Source organism: Pseudomonas sp. BN414 (genome assembly GCF_029871275.1).
GTDB lineage: Bacteria > Pseudomonadota > Gammaproteobacteria > Pseudomonadales > Pseudomonadaceae > Metapseudomonas > Metapseudomonas resinovorans_C.
The window spans coordinates 60,255-86,684 of sequence record NZ_SSOL01000017.1 but is presented as its reverse complement, the minus strand read 5'-3'; the positions used below and the strand labels follow the sequence as shown (position 1 = coordinate 86,684).

The window sequence follows — 26,430 nt, the reverse complement described above, 5'->3', positions numbered from 1 at the left end:
TACTCCTCAGGAAATGGAAAAGCCGCCATCGACGATGAGTGTCTGGCCAGTGATGTAGCCGCCTGCTGCGCTAACGAGCATCAGAATCGGCCCGGCAACTTCGTTGGCATGGGCTGCGCGCCCGAGCAGAATTCGACCAGGCGTAAGCAGCGGGCCTGACGGTGATGTATGGCTGGCCGGCTTGGGTTTGGGGTCCAGCGGCGCCACTGCGCCCGGCAAGATGGAGTTGACCAGGATGTTGTCGCCGGCAAACTCGAGCGCTGCGGATTGGGTAATCGAATCCAGCGCGGCCTTCGAGGCGTTGTAGGTCACCTGATGATGGACAGCGGTGCGTATCCCGCCGATGGAGGAGATGTTGACGATTCGACCGCCGTTGCCCGCCTCACGCATCAGCAGGGCTGCTTCTCGAAGTACCACGAAGCAACCCCAGACATTGACCTTCTGCATGTCCTGCCATTGGGCTTCCGTGACGCTTTGAAGCGCGTAGCGGGGATAGATGCCTGCGTTGTTGATGAGGATGTCCAGTCGGCCACAGCTTTCGTTGACGCCCTGAAACAAGGCACGAATCGAGTCATCGTTGGCCAGATCGAAGCCAACGGCGAAGCTGTTGTTACCCAGCTCCTCGGCCACTGCTCGCGCTCCCGGCAAGTCTTTGTCGGCGACTACGACCTTCGCCCCGGCTGCGGCCAGGAGGCGCGCGGTGGCTTTACCGATGCCAGACGCTGCGCCGGTGACGACGGCGACCTTGCCGGCCAGCTCAAAAAGTTCGGGGAGCGCGCTGGCCTGACTCATGACAACAGCAACCCGCCGCCTTCCACCACGATCATTTGGCCCGTGACCCGGCGCGCAGCCGGAGATGCGAAGTAAGCGACTGCGGTGGCAATGTCGACGGGGTCGTTCTTGCCCAGCGGGATGAGTGCTTCGCGACGGCGTTTCTCTTCGCCGATCTTCGGGTCGATGGCGCCTGAACTGTGTGCCAGGTTGGTTTCAGTGGTGGTGGGGCCGGGCGCTACACAGTTGACAGTGATGCCGAACTCACCCAGCTCCAGAGCCGCTGCTTTAGCCAGCATGGGGATGGCCGATTTGCTGGTGCAGTATGCCGCCGCACGCCTGTAGGGCTTGCATGCTGCGGTAGAGGCGATGGCGATGATTCGACCACCATGGCCTTGGGCGATCATGGCTTCAGCTGCGGACTGGATGCAGAACAGATTGCCGCGGATGTTGATGTCCATATAGGCGTCCCAATCCTCGGAGGTGAGCTCGAGGATGGGTTTCATCACCTTCGACCAGCCCGCATTGTTGACGAAGATATCGAGCTTCCCGAAGCGGGAAACGGTTTCCCGGACCGCGGCATCCACTGATGCGCGATCGGTGACATCAAGCCGCACGTGTGCCACCGGGTGCCCTGCGGCAACGAGCTCCGCAGTGGTGGTTTCCACGCGGTCACTGATGTCGGTCAGCATCACTTTCGCGCCGCGTTTCAGCAGCTCTTCGGTTATCGCACGTCCCAGGCCGTAGCTTGCGCCAGTTACCAGGGCCACCTGGCCTGCCAGTTCAGGTTCAGTCACGCTGCATCCTCGCTTATTTGGCTAACCTCGTTAGCTATGTTTGCAATGTAGTGCTAAACAAGGTGGGATGCAATAGAGGTTGGCGTGCGATCCAATCAGGCGTTTGAGACCTTTCTGATGGGGCAGTGGGCGCTGAGTGCAGGAAATTCAGGGCCTTGGCTTGGTATAGTTAGATAAACAACTGGCTAAGTTATCTACTACGTGACATAGTCACGGTAACGTGTTTCAGGAGATTACGATGGCAAGAAAGGCCAGCGACAATGGCGGCGACAGCGTGCTGATGTCCTCGATCGGGGACGACCTGCGTCTTCCCAAGCTTTCACACATGGTGGCAGGGCGGCTGCGCGATCAGATCGCTTCCGGCAATCTCAAGGCTGGCTCGATGCTGCAGCCGGAGAGCAAGTTGCTGGAGTTGTTCAACGTCTCGCGACCAACCTTGCGCGAGGCGCTGCGCATCCTGGAGGCCGAAGGGCTGATCAGCATCGGGCGCGGCATGCGTTCGGGGGCTACGATTCTGGGGCCCAGCATCCAAAAGGTCGCTCAGTATGCGAACTTCATGCTTGCTGCCGACGGCGTCACCATGCGTGACCTGCACCAGGCGCGGATGTTCTTCGAGCCCGGTGTTATTCGTTCGCTGAAAGGGCACAGTGCAGCGCTGAAAGGTGCGTGCGAAGAGTTGAGAGCATGCGTGACCTATCTCCAGAAAGCCCTGGAAGAGAAGCAGTATGTCGAGATCGTCACCGGCACCAACCGCTTCCACGATCTGTTGGCGCGCGCATCGGGTAACAAGACCATCGCGATGCTGCTGAGTGTGCTGCAGACCATTTCTCACGGCATCTATTCGATCAACCTCACCGAGCACGGTGATTCGGCGGAGGCCTTGCACAAGAACATGGCCAAGACGGTCTCGGGCTACGACGCCCTGTGCAATCTGCTGGAGAAGGGCAAGGTGGATGAGGCGGCTGCCTTCTGGCAGCGCTACATGGAGCGCGCCCTTGACTTCCTCGATCGAACCAAACTGGGTGAGCGCAAGCTGATTTCCAACTCTGTGACTGCCGGGCCTGCCTGACTTCTGATGAGGACGGGTGGTGGCGCGTGCCACGCACCCGTTTCGTTACATCCATCGGTGTGTCTGTTTGTTTTAATCTAAATGTGCTGCTGCGGTCTCTTCCGATACCGCAGACCATTCCTCATGTGCTCCAACCCCGCAAAGAATCCATGCAGATCCTCTGGTGTGGGGGCGCAATCATCCAGCTCTGCTGGCTCCCGCGTCATTCATTTCAGTCCTTGAAATTAGTTGGGATCCCTCGTAGGCCAATGTCCGCCCCTGTACTTGAAGCCCTTCGCTGGCATTGGCTGGCGATGACTCTGACTGTGGAAATTGGCGCTGTCGATGCGCCGCTCAGTACCAGCGACTTCGTCGAGGTGCTGCAGGGGCGATATCTATCCTGAGCGTGAGCTTTATGGCCACGTTGGTGCCGGCGTTGCTCCGCTTTGCCAGTCCCGGCGCCCCAACGCGTCCATGGACATTCGTCATGCTGGTGAAGTACGTCGGTATGTCGCGGGCCAGATTTGTCAAGAATCTCCTCGTCCACATCTGTCCGGCGTAGATGCGGCACGTGGCGACAATGCACCATCGATCTGGCGCGGCATTGCTTCGATCCCACTCGCTGCTGATGGCGAGATAGCTTGCCGGACTAGCTATATATCGGAATCTTCGTTCCCTCGTACTTGCTTCCAGCGATACGGCATAACTCCAAAGAACCTTTACCTAGCTGGTGGAAACAGACGATCAGACGAGCGCCGCGCGGGAACCACATGCGCAGTGCTTTCCGCGTTTCTCCTGCTCTGGAGTGTGAGCTCCGACCGGTTGGGTGCCGAATTCCGAGTATGGTTCGCAGCCATGCCACCGCCCACTGCACGCTTGATTTGTTCGGATTAGGGGTCTATAACTTAGCTAACTAATTTATCTAATAAGAAGGTGCGTCGGTAATGGAACTGGAGAAGCTGTTTCGGCCTCGCTCTGTCGCAATCATCGGCGCGTCTGACAAGAACCCCTGGTCGGCCCTGGTAGCCAAGAGTCTCCAGGCGCTTAATTTTGACGGCTCCGTGCACCTGGTGAACCGTCGGGGGACGGACGCCCTGAGCAAGAAGACCGTCCAGTCTTGCAGCGAGCTTCGCAATGTGGACGCCGCGTTCATTGCAGTGCCTGCTGTTGCCCTGCTTGATGCGATCGAGGATATGGCGGCCGGCGGTATCCGGTTCGGTGCAGTGGTAACTTCAGGCTTTGCCGAGACAGGCGAAGAGGGGGCGGTCGAGCAGGCTCGGATCTTCGAGCGCGCGCGCGAGCTCGGCATTACCCTGATTGGGCCCAACAGCCTCGGCTTCTCGAATTTCGTCGACAACGTCTCGCTCTCCGCCATTCCGATCAAACTGCCGACTCTGGAAAGCCCGCGCGTCGGTCTGGTCAGTCAGAGCGGTGCTACGGCGGCCATGATTAGCGCTTTTGCCCATCAGCAGGGCGTCAGCCTCAGCTACTCGATTGCCATGGGTAACGAGGCCATGGTGGACATGGCCGATGTCATCCAGTTCCTAGTGGACGATCAGGCCACGCGCGCCATTGCGGTGTTCGCGGAGTCGATTCGCGACCCGCAACGTTTCGAGTCGGCTGCCCGTGCTGCTGTCTGCGCCGGCAAGCCCATCGTCATTCTGAAAATCGGTACCGGTGAGCTCACGGCTACCGTTGCCCAAGCGCACACTGGCGCTCTGGTCGGGGATGACCGGGTGTTCCAGGCGGTCTGCGATGCCTACAACATCGTCCGGGTCTCGTCCCTGGAAGACTTGGTCGTCACTGCGGATCTGCTGGCCGCCACTGGCCCCATCGATACAAGCAAAGGCTTCGCGCTGGTTTCCCCGTCCGGTGGTGCTTGCGAGATTTTTGCCGACCGGGGCGAGGAAGCGGGAATTTCGTTCCCGCAGTTTGCCCCTGTGACACTCGAATCTCTGTCGCGACTGCTTCCGGATTTCGGGACCGCTCACAACCCCTTGGACGTCACCGGGGCAGTGATGCGCAACCCGGAAATCTATTCCGGCGCCATCAAGGCGCTGAGCCAGGACCCCGGTATAGGCTTCATTGGAGTGGTGGTCGAGATACCGTCGTCACCAGAAACTGCGTCGCCCATGTCGGCAGGTTATATGCGCGAGGTCTCCCAGGGCTTCCTTGCCTCCGGGGCACGCGGTTGCCTCATCCAGCAGATCCTCAAGCCGGTGACCGCCTATGGCCTCGACCTTCTCAAGGCCAATGACCTGCCGGCATTAACCGGGGGGATAGATCATGCCGTGCGCGCCATTGGCAATCTCTATCAGTGGTCGCGGAATCAAGGGTGTGAACTGCCCGCCGAGCGGTCCCGGTCGACCGCTAGCCAGGTCAAACCAGGCACGGAACGCGAAACCCTGGCGTTTCTGGATTCGGTCGGGGTGCCGGTCATTCCACAGCGAGTCGTCAGCTGCCGCGCCGACGCCGAAGCGGCGGCACAGGCGCTCGAGGGGCCGCTGGTGCTCAAGATTCTGTCCCCTGACATCCAGCACAAAACCGAAGTCGGCGGCGTGCTACTCAACCTGGTCGGGCTTGAGGCGGTAGGCGAGGGCTTCGACCGCATCATGGGCAATGTTCAGACGGCCAAGCCGAACGCCCGCATCGAGGGTGTCATCGTCTCGCCCATGCGTCAGGGTGGCGTCGAGTTGTTGGTGGGCGTGGCGCGCGACCCGGTCTGGGGGCTGGTGCTGGCGGTGGGGCTTGGCGGTGTCTGGGTCGAATTGCTGGGAGATACGCAGCTTCGCTTGCTGCCTGTGTCGGCGGACGAGGCCAAGGGCATGCTCTGCAGCTTGAAGGCCCACAAGCTGCTCACCGGGTACCGCGGCGCCAAGCCGGCCGATCTGGATGAACTCTCCCGTGTCATTGCAAGGATCGGTGATGCCGCGCTGGCACTTGGCGGCGAACTGGATGCCCTGGAAATCAATCCGCTGCGTGTCGATGGTGCTGCCGTCGAGGCCCTCGATGCCCTCGCCATCTGGCGTGCCAAACAACAATAAGCAGAGGTGGCTCCATGAATAACGAACTGTGCCGCATGACCGGCGCCGAGTTTCCCCTTTTCGCCTTCAGTCACTGCCGAGATGTCGTGGCTGCGGTCAGCCGTGCTGGTGGTTTTGGCGTGCTCGGTGGCAGCAGCTTCACGCCCGAAAGTCTGAAGATGGAGTTGGAATGGATCGATGCCCATGTCGATGGCAAACCCTACGGCATCGACATCCTTATTCCCGAGCACCAGGCCGTTTCCTCGGACATCAGCTTCGAAGAGCTGGTGGAGAGAATTCCGACCAGGCATCGCGACTTCGTGGTGGAACTGCTCGCCAGGCACGACGTAAAGATCGCCCCGGAAAACGTCATCAATCGCCGTCGTCCGCCGACCTTGTCGGATGTAGGCGAAGCTCTGATGGACGTAGCCTTCCAGCATCCGATCCGATTGATTGCGAACGCCCTCGGCATTGCGCCGAAATCCATGATCGACCGTGGTCGTAAACATGGCGTGCCGGTGGCGGCCCTGGTCGGCGCGAAGGAACACGCCATTCGCCAGGTCAACGCTGGCGTTGACATCATCGTGGCCCAAGGGGGCGAAGCCGGCGGACATTGCGGTGAGGTCTCGACCCTGGTGCTGGTGCCCGAAGTCATTCGTGCGATCAAGCCCATTCGCGACGTCCCCGTACTGGCCGCGGGCGGCATCATGACCGGTCAGCAGATGGCCGGCTGCATGGCTATGGGAGCCCAAGGTGCCTGGACCGGTTCGATCTGGCTGGCCACTACCGAAGCGGAAACCAGCGAGACATTTCGCGAAAAAATGGTGCAGGCGACTTCGCGGGATACCGTCCGCTCCAGCGCGCGAACTGGCAAACCCTGCCGTCAATTGCGCTCTGCCTGGCACGATGCCTGGGAAGGGCCGGACAGCCCGGGAGCCCTGCCCATGCCGCTTATGCCCATGCTTAGCAATCAGCCCCTGGCTGCCGTTGATCGCGCGGCGGACGCCGGGAACCCACTGGCGCGTGAGCTGGTTACCTATTTTGTGGGGCAGGGCGTCGGTCTGGTCGACAGCATCCGCTCCTCGCGGGAAGTGGTGGAGACTTTCAAACTTGAATTCGCCGATGCATTCGGTGAGCTGTGTACGGCATTGGAAGAATAGGGGGAAACATGAACGCTCTGAATCTCGCCGCCCTGGAGAGTTTCTATGTGGGGGGCGCACTGCGTCAGGTGCAGCATCGGATTTTTGGGACGGAGACCCAAGTGTCAGGGGCGATGTATGTGCAGCGCCTGGTTCCCCAGGAACGCCACTTCCCGTTTCCTGTCATATTCGTTCACGGTGGTATGCACTCCGGTGTCACCTGGGAAACAACGCCGGATGGCCGGGAAGGATGGCAAACGCTCTTCGTGCGCGCCGGCTTCGAAACCTTGGTGATCGACCAGGCCTGGCGCGGCCGTTCGGCACCGGACCTGACCGGACTGAACCCTTTCGTGGAAGAAGCGGAACCTGTTGGATCGGCATTCACCTGCGGCCTTGAGATGGGCGAACGCTTCGCGCGCGGTGGTGGACGCTTTCCGCTTTCTCAATCCCACTGCTATGGCGCACAACTGTGGCCTGACTTTGGTGTTCCGGGCGCTATCGCCGGTGGTACGCCCGGGCGCAGTGACCCCAGGGCACTGGCGCCCTTGCTGGAACTCATCGATATGCTCGGCAAGGTCGTATTGATCACCCATTCCCAAGGTGGGCATCTAGGCTGGACGGCGGCGCTCAACAGGCCGTGCAAGGTCATGGCGATCGCCTCGGTCGAGCCGGCGCAGACATGTCCCGGCCTGGATGACCCTGAGTTCCCGGAAATCCCCGTGCGCCTGATCTGGGGCGACAACCTGCCGCCTGAAGGTGGCACCTTGACGCTCCGCGATGTGGCGCAGGCGAGAGCATTGTCGGGACAGTCGCCGAATATCAGTCTGGACTACCTTCCTGAGGAGGGTATCCATGGAAATGGCCACATGCTGATGATGGAAGACAACAACGACGTCATTGCCGCTCGTGTGATCGACTGGTTATTGAGCACTCGGTTCGAGTGAACTGGTGAAAAAGGGCCGCGAGAGATCGCGGCCCTTTTTTTGGCGTTCTCTGGGGCTGCGACATGCATGACGATTCATTGGCATCTCACACTGCACAGGATGATTTTTTTGACGCTGAACGCCATCGCCCAGGCCGAACTGCTCAGGCGCGATGATGTGTCACCACGGGAGCTGGCGGAGGCCGCTATCCGACGGATTGAGCGCGTAAATCCCCAGCTGAACGCCAACATTGAATGCCAGTTCGACAAGGCGTTGCGGAGGGCGGAAGCCAAGGATCTGAGCGGCCTCTCAAGGGCGCTCCCGTATTGGTTAAGGATGTGGTCGTAGCCGGAGCGGCGAACTACCTGGCCAGCCAACTCCTGGCCGATCTCGATATTCGCTCGGACGCAACCGACGAGTTCGTCCGGCGCGCAGAAAATGCCGGCATGATCGTTGTCGGACGTACCAATGTGCCGGAATTACTCAGTGCGCCGACAACCGATTCGAGACTGCATGGGCCAGCTCGCAACCCTCTGAGATCTAATCCCGCTCGACGGGGCTTCCAGTGGAGGCTCAGCGGCGGCAGTGGCGGCTTCGCTCCCATGGTCAACTTGAAAATACCTGCCCCTGGCAGCAGCGCCTGCCGCCGATCCATGCCTGATGTCGCGTCCCGTCCCTGTGTTGAGCGCAGCACGCAAAAAAGAAGCGGCTGGAGCCTGAACTCGTAGCCGCTTTCGGGAATAAAAAGACCTCGCATCGAAAAGCGATGCGAGGTTTCCTGCGTATTACGCAGCGCTCAAAGCTTCGGGTTGTTCGATCAGGCGCTTGAAGGCCGCGAAGACTTGCGCGGCCACGGCGCCATCCACTGCGCGATGGTCGACCGAGACGGTGACGTTCATCAGGGTGCCGACCTCGACTTGGCCGGCATTCGCGACTACCTGCTCCTTGCCCGCTCCGATGGCGAAAATCATCGATTGTGGCGGGTTGATGATGGCGCTGAATTCCTCGACGCCGAACATCCCCAGGTTGGAAACGGTGACGGTACCGCCCTGATATTCATGCGGCTTGAGTCTGCCGGCGCGTGCACGGGAAGCCAGTTCCTGAATCTCGCTGGCGATTTCCTGCGGCTGCTTCTGCTCGACGTTGCGGACGATCGGGGTGACCAGGCCGCGCGGTGTGGCAACGGCAACGGCCACGTCGACCTGTTGGTGCTTGAGCATGGCCTTCTCGCCCCAAGACACGTTGGCGTCCGGGACCTCACGCAGGGCGAGGGCAACGGCGCGGACGATGAGATCGTTGACGGATGTTTTGACTTCGGCCTTTGCGTTGATGCGTTTGCGTAGTGAGAGCAGGGCGTCGATTCGGCAGGCGCCCTTCACATAGAAATGCGGGACCTGTTGCTTCGATTCGGTGAGCCGACGGGCAATGGTCATGCGCGTCATGCTGTGGGGCACGCTATCCGGTACGGCGGTCGGTGCCAGTTCGTCCTTAGTTTCGGTTCTCGTCGGGACGCTTTTGTCCGCCTGAGCCTTGGGCACCTCGCCGCCGGCCGGAGACTCGACTTCTTTGCTCATTGTTGCAGGTCCTCGATGCTGTCGCTTTCTAATCAAACTTATATAACTATTATATCTACGTTTCAAGAGGTGATGTTCGTTGATCCGGTCAGAGGAAATCCACTTGACATAGGTACCTAGGTTAACTACGTTTGGCTCGACTCAGGCGAGAACGACTCGCTTGACGCTATAGCCGCATGGCGCATGACCGGCGCCTCGGAAAAACAAGAACTTCCGCCTGGAGCTCGCTCATGCCCCGGTTCGATCACATGCCTCACACGGTGGAGTGCCCGCTGAAACGTTGGAGTCGGCCGTGGTTGTCGAAAGTCATCCAGCAGGGCGTTCGTATCTTCCTCGCCACCATGGCGCACACGGCGCAGCGGTGACTGCTCGGTACTTGATCGCCGATGCATGACCGGGGCGTAGGAGGCATGCCAGCAGCGACCAGAGGCAGAGGTTCGGTTATCGGCTTTGCCAAGGATGTTCGTCGTGGTTACCAAAAGAACGACTTGGTTCTCCGAGCCGTGTGAGCCGAGGGTAACCAGGCTCTTGGCGGGCTGCTCGACTATCTCTAGTGAGCGGCTCCAGTGCTGCTCCCTACATTTAGAACCACCAGCTGGCCGGCTATTGGCCTACGCCACTAAGACCAACAAGAACAGGAGTTGTACCCATGCCCACTCAGGTTAAAGCGGCCGTTGCCTTTGCTCCGAACGAACCTCTGCAGATTCGCGAAGTGACCCTTGCCGATCCCGGCCCTGGTGAGGTCCTGGTCAAGCTGAAGGCCACTGGTCTCTGTCATTCGGATCTGAGTGCGCTCGAGGGCAAGATTCCCCAATCCTTCCCTGTGGTGCTGGGGCATGAGGGGGTTGGTGATGTAGTTGCAGTGGGAGAGGGCGTCAGCGAGTTCTCGGTTGGCGATCGGGTCATTCCGTATCTGGTTCCCGATTGTGGCGAATGTGCATTCTGCAAATCCGGACGCACCAATCTCTGCGTGCAGATGTTGGTGCGCCGCCAGTCCACGAAAACCCCGTTCTCGCTAGATGGCCAACCGATTGCCTCCTACATGGGGCTCGGCACCTTCGCCGAAATGACCGTCGTGCCGGTCGACAGCTTGGTCAAGGTGAGCGAGGAAGCGCGGACCGACCATGCTTGCTGCATCGCCTGCGGAGTAACAACCGGATTGGGTGCGGCCATGATTACCGCCAAAGTCACGCCGGGATCGTCAGTGGCTGTGTTTGGCACAGGCGGCGTGGGTCTCAGCGTGATCCAGGGGGCGAAGATCGCCGGCGCCTCGCGCATCATCGCGATCGACACCAATCCCGCGAAAGCCGAGGTGGCGAACAAGGTCGGAGCGACTGATTTCATCAACCCGAAGGCTGTCGAGAGCGTCGTTGCCGAAGTTCAGAAGCTTACTGGCATGGGCGTGGATTTCGCGTTCGAGTGCGTCGGGGTTCCCGCATTGGCCCGTCAGGCCCTGGAGAGCACTAACCCCGCATGGGGACTCTCGGTATGCGTCGGTGTAATTCCGACAGGTCAGGAGCTCAGCACCGTTCCCTTCACGCTGATGAGCGGCCGCAAGTGGACCGGCTCGCTGATGGGTGGCGCCAAGCGCCAAGATGTTGCCCGATTCGTCGACATGTATGTGGAAGGCCAATACAACCTGGACGATCTGGTTTCCCATCACCTCGAACTCAACGAGATAAACCAAGGCTTCGACATGATGCGCAATGGCGAGGCCGTGCGTTCGGTCGTGGTCTACTCGGCCGAGTGATACGTCCGGAGCTTCCATCGCTGAGGCCGTCGCTGTCGCATATTCCGGCAGCCGCGGGCGGCGATCTCGCGCGTGGGTGGCGCCTGCAATCAGCAGCCGATAGCCCATTGTGCGGGCAGTACTGACGATTAATGCTTACATGGTTACCCAAGTTGACGTAGTATAAATTGTTGCGCTACCGTCAGCGGCTATTACAAGTAGAGGATGTACGGACATGAGCAACGCTTGTTTTACCTCCGACCAATTGCGTGAGCTGACCCGCTTCAAGGTGGAGGTTCATGACCCGCGCTATGTTGTAGAGCCCATTGTCACGGGTGGCGAGTTCCTCTATGACCCGCAAGTTTTCTGGGATTGGCGTGAAGATTGCGCCTGGGGACAGCCCGACGGCTCCATTCTCATCTCGGAAATCGGTGGCCAGCCCCAGGCAGAAACCGACTGGTCGATGGGGCATGGCGGGCTTTACCGTTTGCATGCAGACAATCGCTGGGAAACCCTGATGGCGCCAGGCGTGGGGCGGCAGGCAGGCGTGTTTCGTCCGATCATCGCCCCTGCGGACTGGGGTGACTGGGGCAATCACATCTTCTTCTGCAGCCAGGTTGTGCCCCATCGCCGCGGCGCAGTGATGGATCACATGATCTATTGTCTGGCACCGGGTGAAAGCATTCCGTATCCGTTCGCCATCGCGCCACGCTCAGGCAAGGAGCAGATTTCAGGGGCGCTACTGCCGGGTGTGTTCGGCCGCAAGGGCACGCCGGAAGAAGGGCTCCTGCTTATCTTCTCCATGCACAACAGCACCATCTACGCCGTGCGGCCGGATGGGTCAGTCAGCCCCTGGCTGGTGATGGATGGAGAGCAAGGCCCAGGCCCGGTCATGCCTTATCGCCTGTTCTATGCAGACCCACAGGTAGTGGGTGAAGAGAACATGCTGGTGCTCGAAGGAAAATGGAGCACCAACTTCGGCGGTGAACAGACTCATGAGTTCCGCACCGCTCACTACCGCATCGCCAATGGCACCGTCCATTCGCAGCCTATCGAGGCTCTGCAGGGCGGTGCCACCCTGCGCGCGCCCAAGGGTTTTGGTCCGCTGGCGGGTGAGGCGTTCCGTCCTGAGTATGCGGGCTTCATGTCCTCCGTGCATTGGGCCGAAGGAGATTCCAGTGCGGCGCTGCCCTATACCACCTCCATCATTCATCGTGACGCCGAAGGGAAGGAGCATGTGTTTGCTTCCAATATCCAGGCGGGGCAGAACCTAATCGGTTTCGCCGGCGACCGGATGATCGTGACGAACATGGGCCATAGCTATTCCTCGGGCAACTTCAAGTATCCCGACGGCGCGGTGTTCGCCATTCGCTACGTTGGCTGACAGGCAGTACATGCCTTCTGGGCGGACCGGGTGATCCCACCCGGTCTTGCCCTGTCGCCCTGTCGCGCTGTCCTCGGCAAGGAGTGCTCCATGCAGGAAACGAAAAAAGCACTCGCGCTAGGCGGCAAGGTCGCCCTTATCACCGGCGCTTTGCGGGGTATCGGTGCTGCCATCGCAGAGCTGTTCGAGTCGCAGGGTGCGACGGTCGTGGTGGCGGACATAGCCGTCAGCGAGGAGCGCCATGAACGGGGCCGCCTGCTGCTCCCGCTGGATGTGAGCGAGCCCGAGTCCTGGTCGCGGGCGGTGGCGAGCACCCTGAGGGATTTCGGCCGGTTGGATATCCTGGTTAATTCTGCGGGCATCTTCACCGTCGCGGCGATCGAGGATGAAACCCCCGAACGCTACATGCGCATGGTCCGGACCAATCAGTTGGGTGTTTTTCTGGGCATGCAGGCCGTGTTCGAGCCGTTGCGCGCTGCGGGCAGTGGCAGCATCGTCAACCTGTCCTCGGCTGCTGGCCTGACCGGGACGCCGAGAACCATCGGCTATTCGGCGACCAAGTGGGCTGTGCGTGGCATGACTAAGGTGGCGGCGATCGAGTTCGCGCCTTACAACATCCGGGTCAATTCCATCCATCCTTCAGCGGTGGCCACGCCCATGCTGGGTGACATGGCGGCGAACGCTGGCAAAAGTACCCCGATGGGGCGCGTGGCGCTGCCGGAGGAAGTAGCCGAACTCGCGCTGTTTCTAGCGAGCGATGCCAGTCGCTACAGCACCGGCTCCGAATTCGTCTGTGATGGAGGTCTGACTGCCGGTCCGGTGCTCAAGTCCTGAGGGGCTGAGCTTTGTTGGTTAAGCCTGGGCAGGGGGGGGCGTCCTCGCGACCGCAGTCGCACTCTGCCTTATTACATCGCTTGATAGGGAGCGCTCTGCGGCGTTCACTCCATTTCGATTCCTGTACGGCCCCGAGATGGAATGCAAGCTGACCTCCGCCGTCACGTCAGCGTGTATCCGCGTTCCGTTCGACCGCATTGATAGAGAGTTGCTGTTCTATCCGGTTAAGCCGGGCGATGACTTCCGCCATGCCGTTGTCGCGACAGGCGAGCAGGGCAGGCATGACGAAATCGCTGACGTAGGCGAGCACTTCGGAGAAATCGTTTGACCATGGCGGCGGCAACTGGCGAATGGAACTCGCATTGCGAACCAGCCATTCGGCCATCTTCTCCGCGCTCACGTCCGAGCGGAAGCAGCCTTCGCGCTGGCCCGCCTGCAAGAGTGGGAGCAATGGGCCGGCCAGAAGCTGCCTGGCTTCATTCGTATTGACGACCATGTTGGACAGCCGCATGAGATCGCCGCTTTCCTCGATCATCCGCAGGATCGGCGGGTCGAAGTCGCGGCCGGACATACGCGCCACCACCAGGGCCACCCGTGCCGCCACCGACATATCTGTGCCGTCGTTTTCCTTGACGGCTGCCGCGAACAGATCGCGCGCGGAACGAACCGCCAGCTCAACGGTTACGCCGTCTATGCCAGTGAAGTGGCGATAGAAGGTTCCGCGCGAAACGCCTGCTTCCTGCAGGACGTCCTCCACGCGGGTGCCGCGCAAGCCGAGTTGCTCGAAACACTTCATCGCGGCTGAAAGGATCAGTTCGCGGCTTCCGGCGGCTCGCCGTGGCTCGGTGGGATTTTCGGTCGCTTCTCTATACATATTGTCTTCTTTGTATTGATGTGTGGGTATTTTTTGGCGTATATGTATATACGCAAGCTGCATTTTGTCCAATTAATAGGTGTACTAAAAGGCCATTTTGTTCATTTTTTGGTGCTCGGGTCCCTCGTTTGGGCGATGGGCAGTTCGAGCGCTCCATCTTCCAGGTAGGGGCCTCGCCGGTCACCCGGGTCTCGTCCCACCGTCACTTCGATAAGGATTGCCAAGTATGCCTCTAGACTCATCCAGCGCCGCTTTGGCGGAGCTCTTTGCAAAGGCACGAACCAAGCCATTGAGCGAGATGACCGCGCTGGAGGTCCGCGAAGGAGCCTCCAAGTTGCGGGCAATGTATGGGCAGGGGCCGGAGATGGGCAACGTCCATGCGGTGGTCATGGGCAGCGGCGACGAGACCATCGAAGCCCGTCTACTCATACCCCAGTCGGCTCCGAAGGCGCTGATGGTCTATTTTCACGGCGGTGGTTGGGTCACCGGGCACATTGACGATTTTGACGTTCTGGCGCGCAAGCTGGCACAGCGCAGCAGTTGTGCTGTGCTGCTGGTGAACTATCGCCTGGCTCCGGAGCATCGCTTTCCCGCTGCAATCGACGACGCGACGAATGCGCTGCATTGGGCAGCTTCCGAAGGGCAGGAGCTGCTCGGAGCGAGCGCGCCGTTGCCGCTCATCGTGGCCGGCGACAGCGCGGGTGGAAACATCGCCGCCGTAGTGGCGCGTCGGGCCCGGGAGCAGGGGCAGCCGGAGATTGCGGCCCAAGTGCTGCTCTATCCGGTTACCGATGCCGACTTCGAGCGGCCTTCCTATCTCGACCCGCAACTGCAGCCGCTTTTGACGGGCGAAATGATGCGCTGGTACTGGGATCACTACCTGCCCGACTCCTCGCAACGCCAGCATCCGGACGCCTCTCCGCTTCTGGCGGAGGATCTGCATGGGCTACCGGCGACCCTGCTAATCACTGCGGAATACGATCCACTGCGCGATGAAGGCGAAGCCTATGCGGCTCGACTGGTCGCGGCCGGCGTGCCGACGCAGTTCGAGCGATACGCGGGACAGTTCCACGGTTTCGTCTCGTTCGTGAACATGCTTCCAGGAAGCGCTGCCGCCATCGAGCACATCGGGCGCTTCATCGACCATCGGTTGGAATGTTGATTTTGCTGCTCGGCCATGGGGAGTCGCTATGCACGTAAGCGGCCGAGCAGCTTTTTCCTCCCCTTATCCGCGCCGTCCTGGCTCGGTACGAAGAAGCCTGACGGCCAGTGCCGCGGGCTGTTCATTTCTTTAGCCCATCTCAATTCATCAGGACCGTCAGACCATGTCCGAGCAACTCTCTTCCAACCCGAAATCGAACACGCCTGGCCAGGTCGACGCCGTAGTCGTCGGCGCTGGCTTCGCCGGTCTCTACATGCTGTACAAGCTGCGAGGCCTCGGCCTGCGTGTCCAGGTGTTCGAAGCGAACGCCGATGTAGGCGGTACTTGGTATGCGAACCGCTACCCCGGCTTGCGTTGCGATGCCGAGAGCGTGGAGTACTCTTATTCGTGGTCCGATGAGCTGCAGCAGGATTGGTGCTGGAGCGAGCGCTTCGCGACCCAGCCGGAAATCCTGAGCTACATCCGCCACGTCGCCGAGCGTTTCGACCTGCGACGCCACATCCAATTCGGTACGCGCGTCACCTCGGCCAGCTTCGACGAGGCCGCCGGCCGCTGGGACGTGGTTACCGACGAGGGCAATGCAGTGAGCGCCCGCTACTTCATCATGGCCAGCGGCTGTCTGTCCTCCGCACGCCTGCCTCACATCGAGGGTCTCGATACCTTCGAGGGCGACTGTTACCACACTGTCGACTGGCCCAAGGCGGGCGTCGACTTCAGGGGCAAACGAGTGGGCATCATCGGTACGGGCTCGACCGGCGTTCAGCTCATCCCAGTTGCCGCCCAGCAAGCCGATCATCTGTACATATTCCAGCGTACGCCTGCTTATGTAGTGCCGGCTCGCAACGCTCCGCTCGATGCCAAGTATGTCGGCAAGATCAAGGCCAACTACGTTGCGATTCGGGCTGCGGCGCGCCAGCAGGGCCTGGGGTTGTACCCACGCCCGACCGAATCGGCGCTAGAGGTCAGTCCCGAAAAACGGGAGCAGGCTTTCGAACACCAGTGGACCGTCGGTGGGCCGCAGTTCATGTTCACCTACAAGGACATGCTGGCCAGCAGGGAGGCCAACCAGTACGCGGTGGACTTCCTTCATCGCAAGATCCGTAGCATCGTCACCCGGCCCGAAGTCGCGGATGAACTCTGCTCCCACGATTACCCGGTGGGCGCCAAGCGTATCTGCGTCGGCACCGACTACTACGAAACTTACAACCGCGACAACGTCACTCTGGTCAACGTACGCAAGTCACCCATCGCCGCTATCGTGCCGAAGGGCATCCGTACACAAGACCGTGAGTTTGAGCTCGATGCGCTCGTCTTCGCCACCGGGTACGACGCCATGACCGGCGCGTTGCTCGACGTCGACATTCGCGGTCGAGGAGGACGGCGCCTGGCGGAAAAGTGGGCGGCCGGTCCACTGAACTACCTGGGTGTCTCGGTCTCCGAGTTCCCAAACTTCTTCATGATCACCGGGCCTGGCAGTCCGTCTGTATTCTCCAACGTCGTGCTCTCGATCGAGCAGCACGTCGACTGGGTGGCCGATTGTGTAAGTCATATGCAGGACAACGGCTGGTCGCGTGTGGAGGTCAAGGAACAGGCGGTGGTCGACTGGGTGGATCACGTCAACCAGGTGGCGAATTCGACTTTGATCCCGCAAGCCAACTCCTGGTACGTCGGCGCAAACATCCCGGGCAAGCCGCGGGTATTCATGCCGTACGTGGGCGGTGTAGGGCCCTTCCGCAAGAAGTGCGATGCGGAGGCTGAGAGCGGCTACTCCAGCTTCGAGTTCACGATAGCCTGAAGAGGGCCAAGAAAACTCGTCCCAACCCGCTGCTGATCGTGAGCAAGCCTGCGATACCCGACTCCATCGGGGATCCCGCTTACTCCTTCTACGCACTTGTCCTGGGCCACGTTCCGCGTGGCCTGGGCGTCGGGGCAGATTGCCACAGCAGTGGAGTCTGTCGGTGGCTTGTAGGTTTCGGATCGTGGTCTTGATGGTGCCAAATACGGCATCGAGGACTGCGTGGAATTGACGTACGAATGTCTAGCCAGAACTGGTCTGCAATCGTCCACAACGAAGGCAAGTGGAGACCTAGGATCACGGCATCTGCATCCGTGGCATGAAAGCCACTGGTATCGAGATAGATACCAGTAATTGGCGGTAATGAGTCTCTGGTCCGAGATCGCCCCGCAGGGCGGCACATCAAATCGATGTCCGCCCTGGTGGCGTACGGGGAGGGTGACTACAAGGGGACAGCCGATTCGCCCCGGATGCCTGGATGTCTACGGCGCCAGTACCTCGATCTGAAACCGGAGCAGTCCCTTTTCCCCGCTCGTGATATAGCCGCCGCGACCGATGGGGTCCTGGCCCAGCAGCAGGTTGATCGCTGCTGCATCATCGCCCGGTACCAGGGCGATGACTCGTTCTCCAGAGGGAGTACGGGCCACGACGGGAGCCTGCGAGGGGACTCCGCTACGGTCATAGATAACGGTGAAACTCTCGATTGTCGCGCTACCCTCGTAGCTTTCCAGTAGAGGTGGCTGCGGTCCCGCAGCAGCATCCGCATCGGCTTGCACATCAAGCATCTGCGGCGGCTTTCGAGGCGGGGTGGTGGCCAGCACGACGGCGGCATGCTTGGTCACGAACTCGCCCTGACCATAGATCAGGGCAGTCTGTCCCTTGCGGTCACGCAGTTCGCGAACGGCGGCAGCCAGCGCATGGGTCATGTAGTTGTTTGCCGGACCGCCGAAGAAGGTCAGGCCACCTGCCAGGCTCAGCTGCTTCTCCAAAGAAAAACCGAGCGTGCGGCGAGCCATCTTTGGGACGGTGGGGAAGCAGCTGTAGAACTCCACCAGGTCGACCTCAGATGGCTGCAGATCGGATTGCGCGAGCGTACTGTGCAGGACCGCGTCCTGGGCGGTGCTGCAATCGAAGCGATCCCGCACCAGGAAATCCTTTGGCTCGTTGGCGCGGGCACCACTCCAGATGTAGATGATCTGGTTCGGCGAGATTCCAGCGGCCCGCGCTCGCCCCAGGCTAGTCACGAGTATGGCGCTCGCCTGGTTTACTAGCGGATTGGCGACCATCAGCTTGCGATACGGGTAGGCGATCATCCGATTGCTGTCGCTGTCCTCGATGATCTGTTCGGCGCTATGGAATTTGCCAAGCCAGGCCGCCGAGTTGCGCGAAGCAGTGTCTGCATTTCGGCTCCAGATGTACCCCGACTCCTGCTGTGCCTGTTCGAAGGTCTGACCCCAGGCATGGCGGGTGGCGTTCTCGTAAAGCGGATAGACGTTGGTGGGTTGCACCAGGCCATAGCGGGCGGCATGGGCTGTCACGAAGTCCAGGGCGGTCAGTTGCCTGGCGTTCGGATCCACTGGGCCCCAACTGAGGGAAATTCCATCTTGGGCTGCCCGTGCGCGCGTGCGCATAGCTTCAGCGCCACAGATGAGGGCGACCTTCGAGGTCCCGGCCGCGATTCGCTCCGCCGCTTCACCGAGCAATCGTACGGGCTTTTCTCCGCCGGCAATGCTTTCCTCGGCGCGATCGGGAGAAATTCCCAGGTCGCTCGCAAGTAATTGTCCGATTTTGTCGTACTGGCAACTCATGATTGCCACAACGTCGATCGAATCGACCTGTTGCAATAGGTCCACTGTCTCGGCGCCGGCGAGTCTTGCAGCTTCAACCAGCAGTGCACGGGGTTCGTGGAGGTTGTCGCGATCGATGCATTCACCGATGCCGACGATCACGGGTATGCGCTGAGGATCGATCATCCCGCCATTCCTTCTTGTTGGGGAGGGGCATTGACTGACGACGCGCTAAAGCGGCTGCCAGCAGGGGTGCTGGCAGCCGCCAGTGTTACAGCATGGTGTAAACGGACTTAGTCTCGAGGAACGGGGCGATACCTTCGAAACCGGATTCGCGGCCCCAGCCCGATTGCTTGAAGCCACCGAACGGCATGGCTTTGTCGAGGATGCCGTAGCAGTTGATCCAGACATTGCCGGCGCGAATCAGTTTAGCGGCGCGGTGGGCCGTCCCGACATTGCTGGTGTAGATACCCGACCCCAGGCCGTAGGGGGTAGCATTGGCGAGCGCTTCCAGCTCTTCGAGTCCGTCGAAGGGCATCGCGGTAACCACCGGCCCGAAGATCTCTTCCTCGGCGATACGGATGGCCTTGCGATCACGGTTGGCAAACACAGTGGGGGTGACGAAGAAGCCCTTGTCGCCATGTCGCTGGCCGCCGCATACGAGTTCGGCGCCTTCGCCCACACCGCTTTCCACGTAGGACAGGACGCGCGCCATCTGCTGCGCGGAAACCAGCGGCCCCATCTGGGTCTGGGGGTCCAGGCCGCTGCCCAGACGCATTGCGGCGCCCACCTTGGCAACGCCTTCGATCACTTTGTCGAAAATATTGCGCTGGATGTAGAGGCGAGACCCTGCAAAGCAGACCTGGCCGCTATTGGCGAAGATGGCCATGGCCGCACCGGTGATGGCTTTGTCCAAGTCGGCATCATCGAAGATGAACAGGGGAGACTTGCCACCTAGTTCCAGGGTCACGCGCTTAAGGTTGCTGTCAGCCGATGCATGGACCAGCTTCTTGCCTACGGCGGTCGAGCCGGTGAAGGTCAGCTTGTCGATATCGGGATGATCGGACATCGCCTGGCCGGCGACATGGCCGTAACCGTTCACGATGTTGATCAGGCCCTTGGGGAACAGCTTCCATTCGTCCAGCAGCTCACCCAGCCGCACCGCAGAGAGCGGGGTTTGTTCCGCCGGCTTGCAGACAATGCTGCAACCCGCAGCAATGGCTGGGGCGATTTTGTTGATGAGTACGCCGAGCGGGGCATTCCATGGGGTGATGGAGCCCACGACGCCAACCGGCTCCGATTGGGTATAGGCATGGATTTCCCTTCCGTTGCCGGAAATTTCGGCGGTCTGGCCATGCAGCTTGGTGACCATGCCTGCGTAGTAGCGGACGCCGTTGACCAGACTGGACACCGTGGCCTTGGCGAACATGAGCGGCATGCCGTTGTCGCGTACTTCCAGCTCGGCGAGCTCGTCGACGTGGGCGGCAATACGATCAGCGAAGGTCCAGATGGTGTTGGCCCGATCGTGGGCGCTCAGCTGGCGCCAGGAACGGGAGTCGAAGCAGTCACGCGCCGCCTGCACCGCCAGGTTGATGTCTTCGGAAGTACCAGCCGCCACCTCGCCAATTCGTTCTCCGTTGGCCGGATCGACGACCTCGATCGCTTCGGTGCTGGTGGAGGCCACGAATTCGCCGCCAATATAGTGCCGACGGCTTCGGTCGGCTTGTGCGTGATTTGACATTGCAACCTCCTATCTAACGTAGTTAACTATATTCACTTATTAAACCATAGTGACATAGCGAAGGGCTGGCAAGCCATATCGCACGTCGAAAACAGGAGATGGTTGATGGGCGACGTTCAGATTTCGCGGGTGGGGGACCACGTGCTGCTGGTGAAACTCAACCGGCCAGAAAAGCGCAACGCCATCAACGGCGCTATCGCTCAGGGAATAGGACAGGCCGTCAGGACGGCGGAGGAAGATCCGCAGATCCGTGCGGTAGTACTGTCGTCCTCGGGTGACCAAAGCTTCTGTGCGGGCGCGGACCTGGCAGAGGTAGCCGCAGGCAACCATGCGGCTCTGTTGACCAAGGAAGGCGGTTTTGCCGGCATCATCGAGGCGCGCCGCACCAAGCCTTGGATCGTCGCTGTGGATGCCCCGGCATTTGGTGGTGGTGTGGAAATATGCCTGGCTTGCGATCTTCTGGTTGCCAGTGAGATCGCCAGCTTCGGGCTGCCCGAAGTTAAGCGCGGCATCATTGCCGGTGGCGGTGGGGTATTCCGCCTGCCGCGCCGCATCCCAGCGGCCGTGGCGTATGAAATGCTCCTGCTCGGTGATTCAATTTCTTCGAAACGTGCCTACGAGTTGGGGCTGGTGAATCGCCTGGTGGCCGCTGGTGAAGCCGAGGCTGAAGCACTGAGAATGGCTGTGCAGATTGCCGAGTGCGCGCCCATCGCCGTTCAGCAGAGCCTGCGGGTGGCCAGGCTCGCAGGAGACCCGGATGAAACCGAGCTGTTCGCGGCCATGCGCGAAGCCGGCAAGCTCGTGCGTGAAAGCGCCGACGCCAAAGAGGGCACGCGTGCCTTCCTCGAGCGCCGCAAGCCGGTCTGGACCGGCCGCTGAGAAAACGCCCGGCTACGGCAGGTAGTCGCGTCCGGGCGGGCGTTCAGCGTGGCAGGCCGAGCCCGCGCCGGGCAATCAGCGTGCGCTGAATCTCTGCGGTGCCGCCGGCAATGACTGCCATGATTGAGGCGCGCACATGCTGCTCGATCGCGCCGCCGATGGGAGCCATCGAGCTCTTTTCCGACAAGGTCGCACGGGTACCGAACAACTCCAGAGCGGTTTCGCCGAGGCGTTCGGCGAAGTCCCCCGTGAAAAGCTTGCTGATGGCACCTTCCACCAGTGCCGGATCCCCTTTCTGCAGCAACTGAACGGAGCGCATTGCCAGTAGCCGGGCGGCCTGCAAATCGGCGGCCAAGGCACCGAGGCGATCCAGGATGACGGGGTCGCCGCCGCGATCCTGCAAGGCACAGGCGATGCTTTCCAGAAGGCCTTTCAGCCGTGCGACGCTCCCGCCCATGAGTACACGCTCCGAGGCAAGAGCTGACGTAAGCACTTGCCAGCCGCCGTTGAGCTCGCCCACCAGGTTGCTCGCCGGTATTCGGACTTCGTCGTAGGAGACCGTCGAGAACGTCCGCCCGTAGAGCGCCATGCTGGGGTTGATATCCACGCCTGGAGTATCGGTCGGTACGATGAACAGACTGATGCCGGCGTGCTTCGGACTCGCGTGGGGATCGGTGCGGGCGGCGAGAAAAACATGGGTGGCCGTTTCTGCCAGGGTGGTCCAGAGCTTCTGGCCTGTGATCACGTATTCGTCGCCATCCCGAACCGCACGTGTAAGTAGGGATACGAGGTCGGAACCTGCTTGCGGCTCGCTGTAGCCGAGGCAGAAGCGCGCCTCACCACTGGCGATCAGCGGCAGGAATTGGTCCTGTAGGAGCTGGGAACCGAACTTGATCAAGGCCGGTGCGATGAGCCAGCTACCTGCCTGGGAAAGGGCTACGGGAGCACCTGATCCATACATCTCCTCGACGAACGCAAGCTGCTCCAGCGGCGAAAGACTCAGGCCGCCATGGGATTTAGGCCAGTTCACTGTAAGCCAGCCTTGTTTGCCCAGTTCGCGGATGAAGGCTGGATCCGAATCACGCTCGGCAAAGGGACGTCTTTGGGCAGCCTCTCGGGCTTCGGTACTCCAGTGTTGCCCCAACCAGGCGCGGACGTCATCGCGCAAGCGCTCGGCGTCAGGGTTGCTTTGCAGAGAAGGGGGTGAATGTTCGTTGCCCAGCAGCTGCCTGCCAAGGAAAAGGCGGGCTGCCGGGGCGCCACCGAAGCGAAGCATATCGGCGTGAATACGGCGGAAGTGCCGCGGTAGCTCGTGTTCCTCCGCATAGCCGATGGCACCAAATGCGTGATGCAGCTCCAGTGCGACCTTGCGCAGACCGGGGCTGGCCAGGGCGAGAAGGGCGGCTGTCTCGAAGGCTCCTCCGCCTGACTCGAGGGCACTGGCACTGTTCTCCATCATCAGTTCGCAGACATCCAGGGTCACGGCACAGTCCGCCAGCTTGTGCTGAATTGCCTGAAAGCGCCCGATGGGCTGGCCGAACTGTTCCCGTAACTTCGCGTAGTCAACGGCCATCTCCAGGCCTCTGCGCGCGGCGCCACAGGCGCGCGCGCAGAGCATCAGGCGAGCGAGCATCGCCGCCGACTCGGCGGAGGCGGGGCTGAGCGGTATTGCGCGGCAGGCAACGCCATTCAGTGTCACGCCAACCAAAGCAGGCACTGCGAAGCCTGGCGCGGCTTCTGCAATGAGTTCGGTGGCCCGCAAGTCGACTAGCACCGCCTGTTGCCCGTCGTCGGCCAGTGCTAGCAGGTGAGTGGCCGTGGACCAGTCTTCGATCCCGAAAAGCGAGCCGCTGGCGGTTCCATCCTCTATACGCAGGGAGCCCGCCTGGATGTCGCCATCGAAAGCTCCAAAAGCCACGGCAACACGCATCGCCCCCGAGACGACAGCGTCCGCCTCGGAGCCGCTCAGGAGCATTCCGGCAATCGCCGCGCCCAGCAGCGGGATTGGAGCAGCGGCTCTGCCGCATTCACTCGAGATCATGGCGAGGTCAGCAGGGGAGAGCATCTCAGCAACACCGTTCTCGCAGAGCTCGCTCCAGAGCCTGATCAGCTCATCCGGCGATTCGCTCCGGGCTACAGCGTCCGCTATGGGCCAGGTGTGGCCAAGGACTGTCCTTAAGGCCTGGCGAAGTTCTTGTCTCTCTTCGAAAGTCGTCTGCGTCATGGTTTGGCTCTTCTTGTTCTGGGGTGGTGATGGGCCTGCGTTCTGCGAACACGTGGTCGCGCTGTAGGAGACAAAGTAAACCTAGATTACTTAGTATTCTATATTGCTAACTGGCTGCATCAGTTCCGCGCAGATGGGGCGGAGCCGGTGGGGCAGATCGTGTTCAATGAGGAAATGGCATGAGTAGTGAGCAAGTGTTGATTCCACCGCTGCCGGAGGTATTGCCGATCGAGTCGATGGAGGCCGTGGTGGGCGAGGCGTTTATCGATCTGAATGGTCACATGGGGGCCGCCAATTACTACCTGGTCTTCCAGCAGGCCCTACCCGCGCTATTTCGGCCTTTGGGCTTTGGCCCGCCATACAGGCTGCGCGGACTCACTGTCTTTCAGCGGCAAGCACATATCTCCTACGAGAGAGAGTTGCGCCTGGGAGATTCCATCTCAATTCGCAGTTGGCTCATTGGCTTTGACGAGCGGTCCTTTCAGCACTACCACGAGATGCGCAAGGGGAAGGACGGACCCCTGGTCGCGACCATTGAGTACCTCAGTACGAGCGTGGACTTCACGACGAGGCGCTCGGCACCTTTTCCCGAAGATGTGAGGATGCGTCTGCAAACTTTGGTCGAGCGGTTCAGCCGAGTGGAGCGTACTGGGCAAGTGGGGCGCAGCATTGCGCTGAGAGCCCGACAGGCCTAGTCCCAACTGGCATCCTGATGCTCCGGGTAAGTTGCTGACCAATGGCTAACTGGGTGTTTCAGGAGAGCGATCTCCGGTGGGTCCTTTCCCATGGACGACGCGTGGAAGTGGCGCGGGTTGTACGCAATTGGGGGGGAGCATCGAGAAGCCTACGGTGACATACGTGTTGAGGTAGGCTCTGCGGGGCTTCTTCTACTTGACGTTCTTCCAAGCTGGGGGCTCTCCTTCGTGCCCGACAGGTTGTGGATGTGCACGGCGTCGACCTGCATGGCCGGTAATACGATGACGGGGCCGGTCAGCTCCGCGGAAGAATGGGGGCGACAGCCAGGCAGGGCTTCCTTGGGCAGGATCAGATCGCGCCTTTGGCCGACACCCCTTTGATCTGTTTGTCGCTGTAGGCGAGCGCTTGGCCAAGAACCTGCTGCGTATGCTGGCCGGTGGTCGGAGGTTTGGTAAGGATGTCGACTGGGGTCATCGATAGCTCCATTGGGCTCTTCACAAGCGGACCTTACCTACAGTGGGGGGACACTCCGAAGAACAGCACGCTGATGCAACTGCGCGCACTCGACCGGTAGATCGGCGCGACCAGTACACCCCTGGCGACCAAAGTCGTCAAACAGTTGCTGGGCATCGCGCTGCTTGATCTTCCCTTCGAGGATCGACACCTGCAGGTCCTGGTGTTGTCACCCGATCCTTGCGCACGGCAAAGCGCGGATCTTCCTTCAACTCTTCCTGGCCAAGTGCATCGCACATCTTGCCGTAGTGCACTTCGGCACCGGCCTGGATATTCAGGTAGCAGCCCGCGAACTCGAACACTTGCGCGGGGGCACGAGTCGGACGTAATTTTGCCGGGAAGGTAGGAGATCGTGCGGGCACCATCGCCGAAATCCGTCAGCGGTCGACCGGTCGTCTACGACGAGCTGCTGAAATCGTCGAGTGTCGTCTGCACCTGATCATCAGAGGTGTGGGCAAGCGCTAAATTGGCGCCGGTGTGGGCGAGGACTTTGGCGTAGGCTCGAACCATACTGGTAATGCCGTCAGTGACGATCGCGTTTATTGCCGCTGAACTTATTGATGCAGTGCCCTTTCGAACGCTATCGGTTCGGAGTTGGCACGACGATGAACTTTTCGCCGTTCGCACCGCCGAGCAGAACCCGGTGCGCGTCCGCCGTTTCGTGAAGTGGGACAGTGCGTATGGGCGGCGGCTGCAGCTTTCCGTCTTGCATGAGCCTTGCGACTTCTGCGAGCGTGCTTGGCTCAGGCCGAAAAGCAAAGGGTACGAAGTTAAGGTTCTGACGGGTGAACGACGCTGGCGGAAGCGGCACAATGCTAATCACGTGACCGCCCTCTGCCAGGGCCATTTCCCATTGACTGACGACCTGAGGCCCAACCGTATCGAGCAGGCAGTCGAATTCGCCGGCGAGCACCGTACTGCGCGCTGAATCAGTTTCAACATGTTGCGCGCCGAGCGACTTGGCCTCGTCTCGCTGTTGCGGTAACACGACAGCCGTGACATCGAGCCCTCTGGCCAGGGCCGCTGCTACGGCGGCTCGGCCCACGCTGCCGAGGGCACCGAGAACGAGCATCCGCCGACAGGAGCCGAGCGATAGCGCCTTATCGACCAACTGAAAGCCGGTCACGCTCGGCAGCATGCCGGCAGCTGCCTGGACGGGGTCCAGGCCGTTCGGCAGTCTGATCAGCGTGTTGGCTTCTGCGACTGCGTATTCCGCGTAGCCGCCGTCGGACAGCACCGACAGAATGCCCATGAGTCTTTCACCGATCTCGAAGTGCACAGCCTCTTCACCCCGTTCAACGACCTCGCCGATTACGTCGACCCCTGGTGTGTAGGGTAGTTGTCGCGGAAAACGCGCGGCCAGGTGTCCCGATCGGAACCAGGCATCCAGGGGGTTAACACCACAAGCCAGCACCTTCAGAAGTACTTGGCCCGGTTGAGGTGTGGGCACTGGAACCTCAGCCACCTTCAGTACCTTCTCGTCCCCGTACTCGGCGACGCGCACGGCCTTCATCGATTTCGTTACCATTTCGGTTTC

The 26,430-nt window shown here is 60.8% G+C and carries 23 protein-coding genes; 13 read left to right on the top strand and 10 right to left on the bottom strand.

Features of this window, described 5'->3' with window-relative positions:
- Positions 1-6: 6 nt before the first annotated feature.
- Both E8E95_RS00710 and E8E95_RS00705 read right to left on the bottom strand, forming a co-directional pair.
- On the bottom strand, positions 7-792 hold the full coding sequence (locus E8E95_RS00710) for an SDR family oxidoreductase (protein ID WP_280347355.1): 786 nt from the start codon (positions 790-792) through the stop codon (positions 7-9).
- Positions 789-1,568, bottom strand: coding sequence for a glucose 1-dehydrogenase (locus E8E95_RS00705; protein WP_280347353.1), 780 nt, complete (start codon positions 1,566-1,568; stop codon positions 789-791). Before E8E95_RS00705 ends, E8E95_RS00710 begins: the two co-directional genes overlap by 4 nt.
- A gap of 238 nt (positions 1,569-1,806) precedes the next feature.
- Between E8E95_RS00705 and E8E95_RS00700 the strand changes: the two genes are divergently transcribed.
- The 5 genes from E8E95_RS00700 to E8E95_RS00680 all read left to right on the top strand — a co-directional run bounded on the left by E8E95_RS00700 (position 1,807) and on the right by E8E95_RS00680 (position 8,049).
- Positions 1,807-2,637, top strand: coding sequence for a GntR family transcriptional regulator (locus E8E95_RS00700; protein WP_280347351.1), 831 nt, complete (start codon positions 1,807-1,809; stop codon positions 2,635-2,637).
- A 923-nt stretch (positions 2,638-3,560) separates the two neighbouring features.
- Positions 3,561-5,660 carry an acetate--CoA ligase family protein gene (locus E8E95_RS00695; RefSeq protein ID WP_280347349.1) on the top strand — a complete coding sequence of 700 codons (2,100 nt, stop codon included), beginning with the start codon at positions 3,561-3,563 and terminating at the stop codon, positions 5,658-5,660.
- Between the two features lie 14 nt (positions 5,661-5,674).
- On the top strand, positions 5,675-6,799 hold the full coding sequence (locus E8E95_RS00690) for a nitronate monooxygenase (protein WP_280347347.1): 1,125 nt from the start codon (positions 5,675-5,677) through the stop codon (positions 6,797-6,799).
- An 8-nt stretch (positions 6,800-6,807) separates the two neighbouring features.
- Positions 6,808-7,722 carry a hypothetical protein gene (locus tag E8E95_RS00685; RefSeq protein WP_280347345.1) on the top strand — a complete coding sequence of 305 codons (915 nt, stop codon included), beginning with the start codon at positions 6,808-6,810 and terminating at the stop codon, positions 7,720-7,722.
- Between the two features lie 108 nt (positions 7,723-7,830).
- Positions 7,831-8,049, top strand: a complete 219-nt coding sequence (locus E8E95_RS00680) for an amidase family protein (RefSeq protein WP_280347343.1) — start codon at positions 7,831-7,833, stop codon at positions 8,047-8,049.
- 437 nt (positions 8,050-8,486) lie between these two features.
- Here the strand turns inward: E8E95_RS00680 and E8E95_RS00675 are convergent, their stop codons facing one another.
- The gene (locus E8E95_RS00675) at positions 8,487-9,275 is read right to left on the bottom strand and encodes a 2-oxo acid dehydrogenase subunit E2 (RefSeq protein ID WP_280347341.1); all 789 of its coding nucleotides are present in this window, start codon (positions 9,273-9,275) and stop codon (positions 8,487-8,489) included.
- A gap of 230 nt (positions 9,276-9,505) precedes the next feature.
- Here E8E95_RS00675 and E8E95_RS00670 point away from each other — a divergent pair, with 230 nt between their 5' ends.
- From E8E95_RS00670 to E8E95_RS00655, 4 genes are all read left to right on the top strand, one after another.
- The gene (locus E8E95_RS00670; RefSeq protein WP_280347339.1) at positions 9,506-9,640 is read left to right on the top strand and encodes a hypothetical protein; all 135 of its coding nucleotides are present in this window, start codon (positions 9,506-9,508) and stop codon (positions 9,638-9,640) included.
- 284 nt (positions 9,641-9,924) lie between these two features.
- On the top strand, positions 9,925-11,025 hold the full coding sequence (locus tag E8E95_RS00665; protein ID WP_280347337.1) for a zinc-binding dehydrogenase: 1,101 nt from the start codon (positions 9,925-9,927) through the stop codon (positions 11,023-11,025).
- 214 nt (positions 11,026-11,239) lie between these two features.
- Entirely contained in the window at positions 11,240-12,388 is a 1,149-nt protein-coding gene (locus tag E8E95_RS00660) for a hypothetical protein (protein WP_280347335.1), read from the top strand.
- 90 nt (positions 12,389-12,478) lie between these two features.
- The gene (locus E8E95_RS00655) at positions 12,479-13,222 is read left to right on the top strand and encodes an SDR family oxidoreductase (RefSeq protein ID WP_280347333.1); all 744 of its coding nucleotides are present in this window, start codon (positions 12,479-12,481) and stop codon (positions 13,220-13,222) included.
- Between the two features lie 166 nt (positions 13,223-13,388).
- Here E8E95_RS00655 and E8E95_RS00650 read toward each other — a convergent pair whose 3' ends face one another.
- Entirely contained in the window at positions 13,389-14,096 is a 708-nt protein-coding gene (locus E8E95_RS00650) for a helix-turn-helix domain-containing protein (RefSeq protein WP_280347331.1), read from the bottom strand.
- 298 nt (positions 14,097-14,394) lie between these two features.
- On the opposite strand from E8E95_RS00650, the gene E8E95_RS00645 reads away from it, so the two are divergent.
- Together E8E95_RS00645 and E8E95_RS00640 are read left to right on the top strand one after the other, a co-directional pair.
- Positions 14,395-15,258 (top strand): alpha/beta hydrolase, encoded by an 864-nt coding sequence (locus E8E95_RS00645; protein ID WP_280347438.1) that lies wholly within the window; start codon positions 14,395-14,397, stop codon positions 15,256-15,258.
- A 163-nt stretch (positions 15,259-15,421) separates the two neighbouring features.
- Positions 15,422-17,053, top strand: coding sequence for an NAD(P)/FAD-dependent oxidoreductase (locus E8E95_RS00640; protein ID WP_280347329.1), 1,632 nt, complete (start codon positions 15,422-15,424; stop codon positions 17,051-17,053).
- A gap of 482 nt (positions 17,054-17,535) precedes the next feature.
- Here the strand turns inward: E8E95_RS00640 and E8E95_RS00635 are convergent, their stop codons facing one another.
- Both E8E95_RS00635 and E8E95_RS00630 read right to left on the bottom strand, forming a co-directional pair.
- A complete protein-coding gene (locus E8E95_RS00635; protein WP_280347326.1) occupies positions 17,536-19,026 on the bottom strand; it encodes a hypothetical protein in 1,491 nt (496 codons plus the stop codon).
- Positions 19,027-19,111: 85 nt separating this feature from the next.
- Positions 19,112-20,581: an aldehyde dehydrogenase family protein gene (locus E8E95_RS00630; RefSeq protein WP_280347324.1), complete on the bottom strand. Its 1,470-nt coding sequence runs from the start codon at positions 20,579-20,581 to the stop codon at positions 19,112-19,114.
- A gap of 105 nt (positions 20,582-20,686) precedes the next feature.
- Here E8E95_RS00630 and E8E95_RS00625 point away from each other — a divergent pair, with 105 nt between their 5' ends.
- Complete coding sequence (locus E8E95_RS00625) at positions 20,687-21,460, top strand: enoyl-CoA hydratase-related protein (RefSeq protein ID WP_280347322.1); 774 nt, start codon at positions 20,687-20,689, stop codon at positions 21,458-21,460.
- A gap of 43 nt (positions 21,461-21,503) precedes the next feature.
- Here the strand turns inward: E8E95_RS00625 and E8E95_RS00620 are convergent, their stop codons facing one another.
- The gene (locus E8E95_RS00620) at positions 21,504-23,684 is read right to left on the bottom strand and encodes an acyl-CoA dehydrogenase (RefSeq protein WP_280347320.1); all 2,181 of its coding nucleotides are present in this window, start codon (positions 23,682-23,684) and stop codon (positions 21,504-21,506) included.
- 179 nt (positions 23,685-23,863) lie between these two features.
- Here E8E95_RS00620 and E8E95_RS00615 point away from each other — a divergent pair, with 179 nt between their 5' ends.
- Positions 23,864-24,379, top strand: coding sequence for a thioesterase family protein (locus tag E8E95_RS00615; RefSeq protein ID WP_280347318.1), 516 nt, complete (start codon positions 23,864-23,866; stop codon positions 24,377-24,379).
- A gap of 349 nt (positions 24,380-24,728) precedes the next feature.
- On the opposite strand, the gene E8E95_RS00610 is transcribed toward E8E95_RS00615, so the two are convergent.
- The 3 genes from E8E95_RS00610 to E8E95_RS00600 all read right to left on the bottom strand — a co-directional run bounded on the left by E8E95_RS00610 (position 24,729) and on the right by E8E95_RS00600 (position 26,421).
- Positions 24,729-24,854, bottom strand: coding sequence for a hypothetical protein (locus tag E8E95_RS00610; protein ID WP_280347316.1), 126 nt, complete (start codon positions 24,852-24,854; stop codon positions 24,729-24,731).
- A gap of 137 nt (positions 24,855-24,991) precedes the next feature.
- Positions 24,992-25,258 carry a CoA transferase gene (locus tag E8E95_RS00605; RefSeq protein ID WP_280347314.1) on the bottom strand — a complete coding sequence of 89 codons (267 nt, stop codon included), beginning with the start codon at positions 25,256-25,258 and terminating at the stop codon, positions 24,992-24,994.
- A gap of 215 nt (positions 25,259-25,473) precedes the next feature.
- Positions 25,474-26,421 carry an NADP-dependent oxidoreductase gene (locus E8E95_RS00600; RefSeq protein WP_280347312.1) on the bottom strand — a complete coding sequence of 316 codons (948 nt, stop codon included), beginning with the start codon at positions 26,419-26,421 and terminating at the stop codon, positions 25,474-25,476.
- Positions 26,422-26,430 lie beyond the last annotated feature (9 nt).

Coding starts and splice junctions, on each gene's coding strand:
- E8E95_RS00620 (WP_280347320.1), bottom strand. CDS start 23,684: ATGACGCAGACGACTTTCGAAGAGAGACAAGAACTTCGCCAGGCCTTA.
- E8E95_RS00630 (WP_280347324.1), bottom strand. CDS start 20,581: ATGTCAAATCACGCACAAGCCGACCGAAGCCGTCGGCACTATATTGGC.
- E8E95_RS00610 (WP_280347316.1), bottom strand. CDS start 24,854: ATGACCCCAGTCGACATCCTTACCAAACCTCCGACCACCGGCCAGCAT.
- E8E95_RS00700 (WP_280347351.1), top strand. CDS start 1,807: ATGGCAAGAAAGGCCAGCGACAATGGCGGCGACAGCGTGCTGATGTCC.
- E8E95_RS00660 (WP_280347335.1), top strand. CDS start 11,240: ATGAGCAACGCTTGTTTTACCTCCGACCAATTGCGTGAGCTGACCCGC.
- E8E95_RS00625 (WP_280347322.1), top strand. CDS start 20,687: ATGGGCGACGTTCAGATTTCGCGGGTGGGGGACCACGTGCTGCTGGTG.
- E8E95_RS00665 (WP_280347337.1), top strand. CDS start 9,925: ATGCCCACTCAGGTTAAAGCGGCCGTTGCCTTTGCTCCGAACGAACCT.
- E8E95_RS00615 (WP_280347318.1), top strand. CDS start 23,864: ATGAGTAGTGAGCAAGTGTTGATTCCACCGCTGCCGGAGGTATTGCCG.
- E8E95_RS00640 (WP_280347329.1), top strand. CDS start 15,422: ATGTCCGAGCAACTCTCTTCCAACCCGAAATCGAACACGCCTGGCCAG.
- E8E95_RS00650 (WP_280347331.1), bottom strand. CDS start 14,096: ATGTATAGAGAAGCGACCGAAAATCCCACCGAGCCACGGCGAGCCGCC.
- E8E95_RS00635 (WP_280347326.1), bottom strand. CDS start 19,026: ATGATCGATCCTCAGCGCATACCCGTGATCGTCGGCATCGGTGAATGC.
- E8E95_RS00605 (WP_280347314.1), bottom strand. CDS start 25,258: ATGGTGCCCGCACGATCTCCTACCTTCCCGGCAAAATTACGTCCGACT.
- E8E95_RS00600 (WP_280347312.1), bottom strand. CDS start 26,421: ATGGTAACGAAATCGATGAAGGCCGTGCGCGTCGCCGAGTACGGGGAC.
- E8E95_RS00690 (WP_280347347.1), top strand. CDS start 5,675: ATGAATAACGAACTGTGCCGCATGACCGGCGCCGAGTTTCCCCTTTTC.
- E8E95_RS00645 (WP_280347438.1), top strand. CDS start 14,395: ATGACCGCGCTGGAGGTCCGCGAAGGAGCCTCCAAGTTGCGGGCAATG.
- E8E95_RS00710 (WP_280347355.1), bottom strand. CDS start 792: ATGAGTCAGGCCAGCGCGCTCCCCGAACTTTTTGAGCTGGCCGGCAAG.
- E8E95_RS00695 (WP_280347349.1), top strand. CDS start 3,561: ATGGAACTGGAGAAGCTGTTTCGGCCTCGCTCTGTCGCAATCATCGGC.
- E8E95_RS00655 (WP_280347333.1), top strand. CDS start 12,479: ATGCAGGAAACGAAAAAAGCACTCGCGCTAGGCGGCAAGGTCGCCCTT.
- E8E95_RS00685 (WP_280347345.1), top strand. CDS start 6,808: ATGAACGCTCTGAATCTCGCCGCCCTGGAGAGTTTCTATGTGGGGGGC.
- E8E95_RS00675 (WP_280347341.1), bottom strand. CDS start 9,275: ATGAGCAAAGAAGTCGAGTCTCCGGCCGGCGGCGAGGTGCCCAAGGCT.
- E8E95_RS00670 (WP_280347339.1), top strand. CDS start 9,506: ATGCCCCGGTTCGATCACATGCCTCACACGGTGGAGTGCCCGCTGAAA.